This is a genomic window from Niallia sp. 03133 (assembly GCF_052663225.1).
This window is the reverse complement of the sequence record NZ_JBQTCY010000014.1, coordinates 134,616-140,948: the sequence shown is the minus strand read 5'-3', so window position 1 is coordinate 140,948 and position 6,333 is coordinate 134,616. Positions and strand designations below refer to the sequence as shown.

Below are 6,333 nucleotides of genomic sequence, written 5' to 3'. Positions count from 1 at the left end.
GAAATGCCTCTTGCGCTCCTTCACGTACTGCTTCTTGGTTTAATGTTTGATTTTTCATAACTTATTCCTCCTTTTTTGACTTATCAGTCTAATATAATCAAAAAATAAAGATTCTGCTGTAAAAAAATTATTAAAGCAGCTCCTCTTCTTGATGAATTAATCATATCACTTTCTAGACTGTTTAGTCAATATAGATTTTTAAATTTTTACTCAAGAACTTTATAACTAACGGATATTAACTATTTATACAAAAAAATTCACGAACATTTAGTAGCAGTATCACCTCGCAAAACGTTTTTTGTGAATTTTTTCACTTAAGCTATCCTGCCATTTTAGCGACATTAGAAAAAAGCCTTCCCTTTATTTAGGGAAAGCGCCCGATAGTTTAAGTATATTTATTTACAAACTTCTTTTATAACTTCATTTAATACAAGAATGCTTCCCCACTTGTAAGATAATTTACCAGTTTTTAATGATTTTAACAGAAATTTCATATGCGAGTTTTAAACTAACATTTTCATAACTTTACTAATCTCTTTTCAAACAACTTTTATTGTGTATTTAGTCTTACTTACTTCTTTGCTGTATAATAGTTATATTATGTTGCTGTTTGGAGGTATAGAAATGGATCCTTTTAACTTAAAAAGTAATCTAACTGAATTAGACTTGGAAAAAATTGAAGAAGAGTCTTTTGGTATAGAGCATGAGGAACTTTTAGAAGATGAAGTAATGTTAAACTTCCTATTTATTCTATTTAGACCTTGCTTATGCACCACCATTTAGTACAACAAAAGATCCGGTTCACTATACAGGGATGGCCTTAGAAAATGCGATTGAAAAGAAAAATAAATTGATTACTCCTAAAGAGTTAAATGGACGGATAGTAAAAGGCGAAGAAATTCAAGTGATTGATACCCGTGCTGCCAAACAATATAACGTATCAAAGGTGGAAAGTGCTATCAATATTCCACTTGGAGATTTACGCACAAAAGCAAAAGAACTGAAGCCCAACACACCGATCGTAACGTATTGTAATAGTGGTGTTATCGGTAATGCTACACAAAATGTCCTACGTAATATGGGATTTAATGATATTTACAATCTTTCTGGTGGAAATAAAAACTACCAAAGTTACATTGGAAAGCAAAAATAATAAAGTAATAAGAAATTTAATATTAACTTTTACATCAGAGAGCAGACAAAGTAGTATATACACAAATTGCAGACTTGCAGGATAGAAGTCAATTGACGGTGCAACAGTGCAACAGGATGTTGCGCATTTAGTCGTTCATCCTCTCTTTCAATAAGGCTGTTTTCTAAACGTTTGTTGCTTTTTAATAAGTTGAAAAACCTTTTAGAAATATGAGCTGTATGAATACACGTAGACTCTTGCGGGATTAGCGAGACAGGCGAGAAGAAAGCAGAAGTGAAACGACGAAGCGGCTCAGGCGTAGCCCCGTGGAAAGCGAAGTGTATTCAGGCTGTGGGTTAAATAATAACAATTTATACGAAAAGATCCTTCTTAAATGAGCATCCAAGTAAGGTGAACAAAGAAGAAATCGAGCGTTTGTCGACAGCATGATTTAATACATTATTGTTGTAACAGGTGCAATTGGAGGCTCACTAATAACATTATATTAATTTTTCTTAATTTCAAAGATCACCAGATTATCTGGTGTATTTTTTATTTCCTGCTCTCGACTCTTCGAAATGGTTATGACTGTGAGAGTGATCGTGATGGTCCTGTCCATGATTATGAGGATGTCCCATAAATTAAACCTCCTTACTTACATTTAATATGTGTTAAAACTTGGTTTAATATTGTAATAACGTGTTCATCGTCATAGGTATAATAAAAAGTGTTTCCTTCACGTCTATACTTAACAAGACGCTGATTTCTTAAAAAACTTAATTGGTGGGAAACGGCTGATTGTGTCATACCTAATACTTTAGTTATGTGATTAACAGAGCATTCCTTTTGAGAAAGTAAATATAATATTTTTATCCTAGTGGGTCTGCTAATGTTTTGAAAGTGCGAGAAGCTTCATCTACTGCATCAGGTGATAAAAAAGAATATTCCTGTTGTTTCATAAAAAATTCACCTCATTCATTTTTATCCCACACTTTACGGGCAGTTATCCTCCACCTAGCTTCCTCGATTGCTCGGCATCTTGAGGTGGGGGTCTTACTGCCCGTTAAGAGTGGGATAAATAAAATCACTAAAAAGGTACAACGCTTTTATAGGATTGTGTCTTTTTTTATAGGATAGACAGTATGATATCGATGGACGTTATAGTTTAGACTTGTATTTTGGCCATTACTTCTTTATCTAATGGCAGTATGGTTATAACAAGTGTAATCTCCGTTTTTTATTAGAATTTAATACCTTAAGTTAGATGGATGTCCAGCTCCGGTGCCTAAGAAAAATTATTCTTCGCCTCTAAAAGTAAAAACCATCTTTTGGGTTAATTGAATATTTTTCTTCAGGGCTGAGCAGAGATCTTGCGCTTTTTCTTGTGAGGAGGAAAATGATATTGGAACAAGCTTTAATAAATGCCATTGGGGCATTGAACAATTTTTTATGGTCTAATTTGTTAATTATTTTGTTAGTGGGAACCGGTTTTTATTTCACGTTTAAATCACGGTTCTTACAATTTCGTATGTTAAAGGAAATGTTTATTGTATTAAAAGAAGGAAAGACTGATTCAAAGTCTGGTCTTTCTCCGTTTCAGGCATTTTGCATCAGCATGGCAGCTCGGGTAGGAACTGGGAATATCACTGGTATTGCCATTGCTATTGCTCTAGGCGGACCTGGCGCTATTTTTTGGATGTGGGTTATTGCATTAATTGGTGCTACTTCCAGTTTTGTTGAAAGTACATTGGCACAAATCTATAAAATAAAAGACAAAGACGGTTTCCGCGGTGGTCCTGCCTATTATATGGAAAAAGGCTTAAAAAAGCGGTGGATGGGTGCTTTATTTGCTGTATTAATTACTCTTTCTTTCGGTCTTGTTTTCAATGCAGTACAGTCCAATACGATTTCAGTCGCATTTGAAAACTCTTTTGGAATTGATCGGCTTACATTGGGTATTATCATGACCGTTGTCTTTGCTGCTATTATTTTTGGGGGCATTAAACGCATTGCTAAAGCATCCGAGTATATCGTCATTGTTTTAGCAGTTCTTTATATCGGCATTGCATTGTTTATAACCATCATAAATATTACAGAAGTCCCAGGCGTTCTTATGTTGATTTTCAAAAGTGCTTTTGGCTTGGATCAAGCACTTGGGGGATCATTTGCTGCTATCATCATGAATGGGATCAAAAGGGGACTATTCTCCAATGAGGCAGGGATGGGGAGTGCACCAAATGCAGCGGCAACAGCTGTTACAAGCCATCCTGTTAAACAAGGATTAATTCAAGCTTTAGGCGTGCTAATCGATACGGGGATTATTTGTACTAGTTCGGCGTTAATTGTGCTGCTTTCGCCGGTTTATAAACAAACGCAATTAAGCGGAATAGAGTTGACGCAAGCTTCACTAGCAACTCATATTGGTTCGTGGGCCCCTGGTTTCCTCGCCCTTATGATTTTGTTATTTGCATTTAGCACATTAATCGGCAACTATTACTATGGGGAAACAAATATTGAGTTTTTAAATACGAATAAGATAGCGCTAATGGTATACCGTATTGGTGTACTTGCCATGATTCTTTTTGGAGCTGTAGCCAAAGTGCAGCTGGTTTGGGACCTGGCAGATTTATTTATGGGCTTTATGGTGATCGTCAACTTAATTGCGATTTTGCTTTTATCAAAAATTGCCTTTTCTGCGCTGAACGATTATATCCATCAGAAAAAAGCTGGCAAGGATCCTCACTTTTATAAAGACAGCATTGAAAATCTTGAAGGTATTGAGGGATGGCCAACTTCCTCTCAAAATAAAAAAAGAAATGTAATGTAACTGCTAAACCAATATAATTAACAGCCACTATTTATTCAAATTGAAGAATGGTGGCTGTTTTTTTGCTATTTATTCTATTTTAATTTAAATAAGGAGATCAATTCGACAGTGTCTATTATAATAAAAATTCATTCGTTTAACATTAAAGGCAATAAGTGAAATATTTTTGGGAAATTCTATTTACCACTGTAACTATTCAAAGAGTTATCTGTCTATATAGGCAGAGGGGAGTAAGAGTAATGTCTGATCCAAGGTTGGAGTTATACATGAAGTATAAAAACGAGGTATATTTGTATCTTTATCGAACAACATCAAATAAACAAATTGCCGAAGATTTAACACAAGATACTTTTTTGCGTGCTTTCCAATCCTTAAGCCGTTTTCGCGGGGATGCATCCATGAAGACGTGGCTGCTCAGAATTGCACGTAATACATATATCAATTTTAGTAAAAAAAAGCAAAATCTTTTAGAAATACAAACCGAAACAATAGAGGAATGGGGCGTTCCACAGGATCAATACCATCGCTTACATGAACAACACCTAATTAAACTAGTTCTGGTGAAACTGCCAGAAAACTATCGAACATATATTATCCTGCGGGATGGCAATGGATTAACTTATCAAGAAATTTCATTAGTTACCAATGAAACAATACCTCAAGTGAAAGTTGGTTTATACCGTGCAAGGAAAAGATTTCGGGAATTATACAAACAGGAAGTGGGAGAGGAAGAATGGAATTAAATCATGACGTGGTGAAGGATTTATATCCTTTATATATGGAAAACGATATAAGTCCTACCGTTAAAAAAGCGGTAGAAGACCATTTGCAAAAATGTGAAGAATGCAGGAAAAGCTATGAAAATGGGGATGGATTTTATGATCTGAAAGAGTTGGCAGATAAAGACAATCCGTCTAGTTCGCTGGACGATAAACTTATATTAAAGATTAAATTGACCCGATTTAAATGGATTACTGTATTTTTGATTGGTGTTATTTTAACTATGGTTCTAACGGATTATAAAAATGATCGGGAAAAGCTGTTTCAAGCTATACAAACCTTCTATGGTACGGAAAGAACTCTCCCGAGTATGTTTGAAACCATTAAAAACAAGGAATACAGCGACTTGGAGAATATTCAAGAATTAATACATCAATTATCTGCAGCTAGAGAGGAGCTTGGAGAGAGTTTTAATTTTATTGAAAAACATAAATTAAAAAATACTGATTATTCTTTGTATCTAAATACTTCAAGGTTTAATGCCATGTTGGAAATCATGCAATATCGCTTCGATCAAGGCATGTGGTCGAAAACAGATGAGAAAGCTTTTGGCATTATCCTACAAGAATTCAATGAGCTGGATCAGCTTGCTGCCAAAGAATATCAAAAAATGCACCACGGCTACAGTTCTTATCTGGAGACCTTTAATGTGGAGAAAATGGATGTTTTTTATAAAAAAATCAATTTGTTAAGTGATAGCTATACACGTTTTCATAAGCTCCCAGAAGAAGTAAAACCTTTAAAGGAAGCGGAGCTTAAACAAAAGATAGCGGATATACTAAAAATTCCAAATAAAAAAATTAAATTAGAAAAAATGAGCCCGCTAAATGAGAATCCATATACTTATCAAATGACGATTTCAGGTAATTATTCCGGAACCATAGATGGAATAAACGGTCAAATCCTTAAACTTTACAGCAGTTCTAACCTAACAGATGAGCCGGTAATGAATAAAGTGAGTGCAGATAAACAAGCGGCACGGTGGATGGAAAAAATTTATGGAAAAGATATTAAGTTTGAATTGGTCTCATTAGGCTTTAACTATAACGTTAATTCGAATGATCCAAAATTTAAGGTGTATAGCTATGAGGCAGTTCCAGTTGTTAATGGAAATAAATTTTATGCACCGTTTGATCAAAATATACTTCTGCATATTGATGCAAGAACGGGTAAGTTGGATACATTTTATCATTTTCATCATGCCCCTAATTTTGATGAATTTAAAAAGACGGATACTTCGATAAAAGTGGATAAAGATTTCTTAAGAGATAAAAATCTTACAGAAACAGTCATCATTTATTCAGCAATTACCGGTAAATATGAATTGGTCTACATGAATCCGTCTTTAGAGGATTTGGAGGAAGGGAAGTTTTTTTCAAGCAGGACCCTAAAAGAAGAGAGGATTTATAATAATGAGCAATAATAATTGGAAGAACACTTGTTTAAGCATTCTTATTTGAAAGATAGCAATAACCATAGTGAACGTGTTTCTGATGGCTGAAACACGTTCATTGGTTGTTTTTTTACTTTTCTAAAGTATGTGACGGATTTACTTAGTCTTGAGGGAATGGATGACTTATGTTTTTGACTGAAA

The 6,333-nt window shown here is 34.5% G+C and carries 4 protein-coding genes and 2 pseudogenes; 5 read left to right on the top strand and 1 reads right to left on the bottom strand.

The features are described from left to right. The first annotated feature begins 624 nt into the window (after positions 1-624). Together ACTYBU_RS18690 and ACTYBU_RS18685 are read left to right on the top strand one after the other, a co-directional pair. On the top strand, positions 625-783 hold the full coding sequence (locus ACTYBU_RS18690; protein WP_445492054.1) for a hypothetical protein: 159 nt from the start codon (positions 625-627) through the stop codon (positions 781-783). After that, positions 746-1,153: pseudogene (locus ACTYBU_RS18685) on the top strand (rhodanese-like domain-containing protein); the annotation flags it as partial. The gene ACTYBU_RS18690 and the pseudogene ACTYBU_RS18685, both read left to right, overlap by 38 nt. Before the next feature lie 630 nt (positions 1,154-1,783). Here the strand turns inward: ACTYBU_RS18685 and ACTYBU_RS18680 are convergent. Beyond that, positions 1,784-2,091 (bottom strand): annotated as a pseudogene (locus ACTYBU_RS18680) (ArsR/SmtB family transcription factor). A gap of 443 nt (positions 2,092-2,534) precedes the next feature. Here ACTYBU_RS18680 and ACTYBU_RS18675 point away from each other — a divergent pair. The 3 genes from ACTYBU_RS18675 to ACTYBU_RS18665 all read left to right on the top strand — a co-directional run bounded on the left by ACTYBU_RS18675 (position 2,535) and on the right by ACTYBU_RS18665 (position 6,162). Further along, complete coding sequence (locus ACTYBU_RS18675; protein ID WP_445492052.1) at positions 2,535-3,959, top strand: alanine/glycine:cation symporter family protein; 1,425 nt, start codon at positions 2,535-2,537, stop codon at positions 3,957-3,959. Positions 3,960-4,198: 239 nt separating this feature from the next. Next, positions 4,199-4,702 (top strand): RNA polymerase sigma factor, encoded by a 504-nt coding sequence (locus tag ACTYBU_RS18670; RefSeq protein ID WP_445492051.1) that lies wholly within the window; start codon positions 4,199-4,201, stop codon positions 4,700-4,702. Then, positions 4,693-6,162 carry a zf-HC2 domain-containing protein gene (locus ACTYBU_RS18665; RefSeq protein WP_445492049.1) on the top strand — a complete coding sequence of 490 codons (1,470 nt, stop codon included), beginning with the start codon at positions 4,693-4,695 and terminating at the stop codon, positions 6,160-6,162. Before ACTYBU_RS18670 ends, ACTYBU_RS18665 begins: the two co-directional genes overlap by 10 nt. The last annotated feature ends 171 nt before the right edge of the window (positions 6,163-6,333 follow it).

Coding starts and splice junctions, on each gene's coding strand:
- ACTYBU_RS18690 (WP_445492054.1), top strand. CDS start 625: ATGGATCCTTTTAACTTAAAAAGTAATCTAACTGAATTAGACTTGGAA.
- ACTYBU_RS18665 (WP_445492049.1), top strand. CDS start 4,693: ATGGAATTAAATCATGACGTGGTGAAGGATTTATATCCTTTATATATG.
- ACTYBU_RS18670 (WP_445492051.1), top strand. CDS start 4,199: ATGTCTGATCCAAGGTTGGAGTTATACATGAAGTATAAAAACGAGGTA.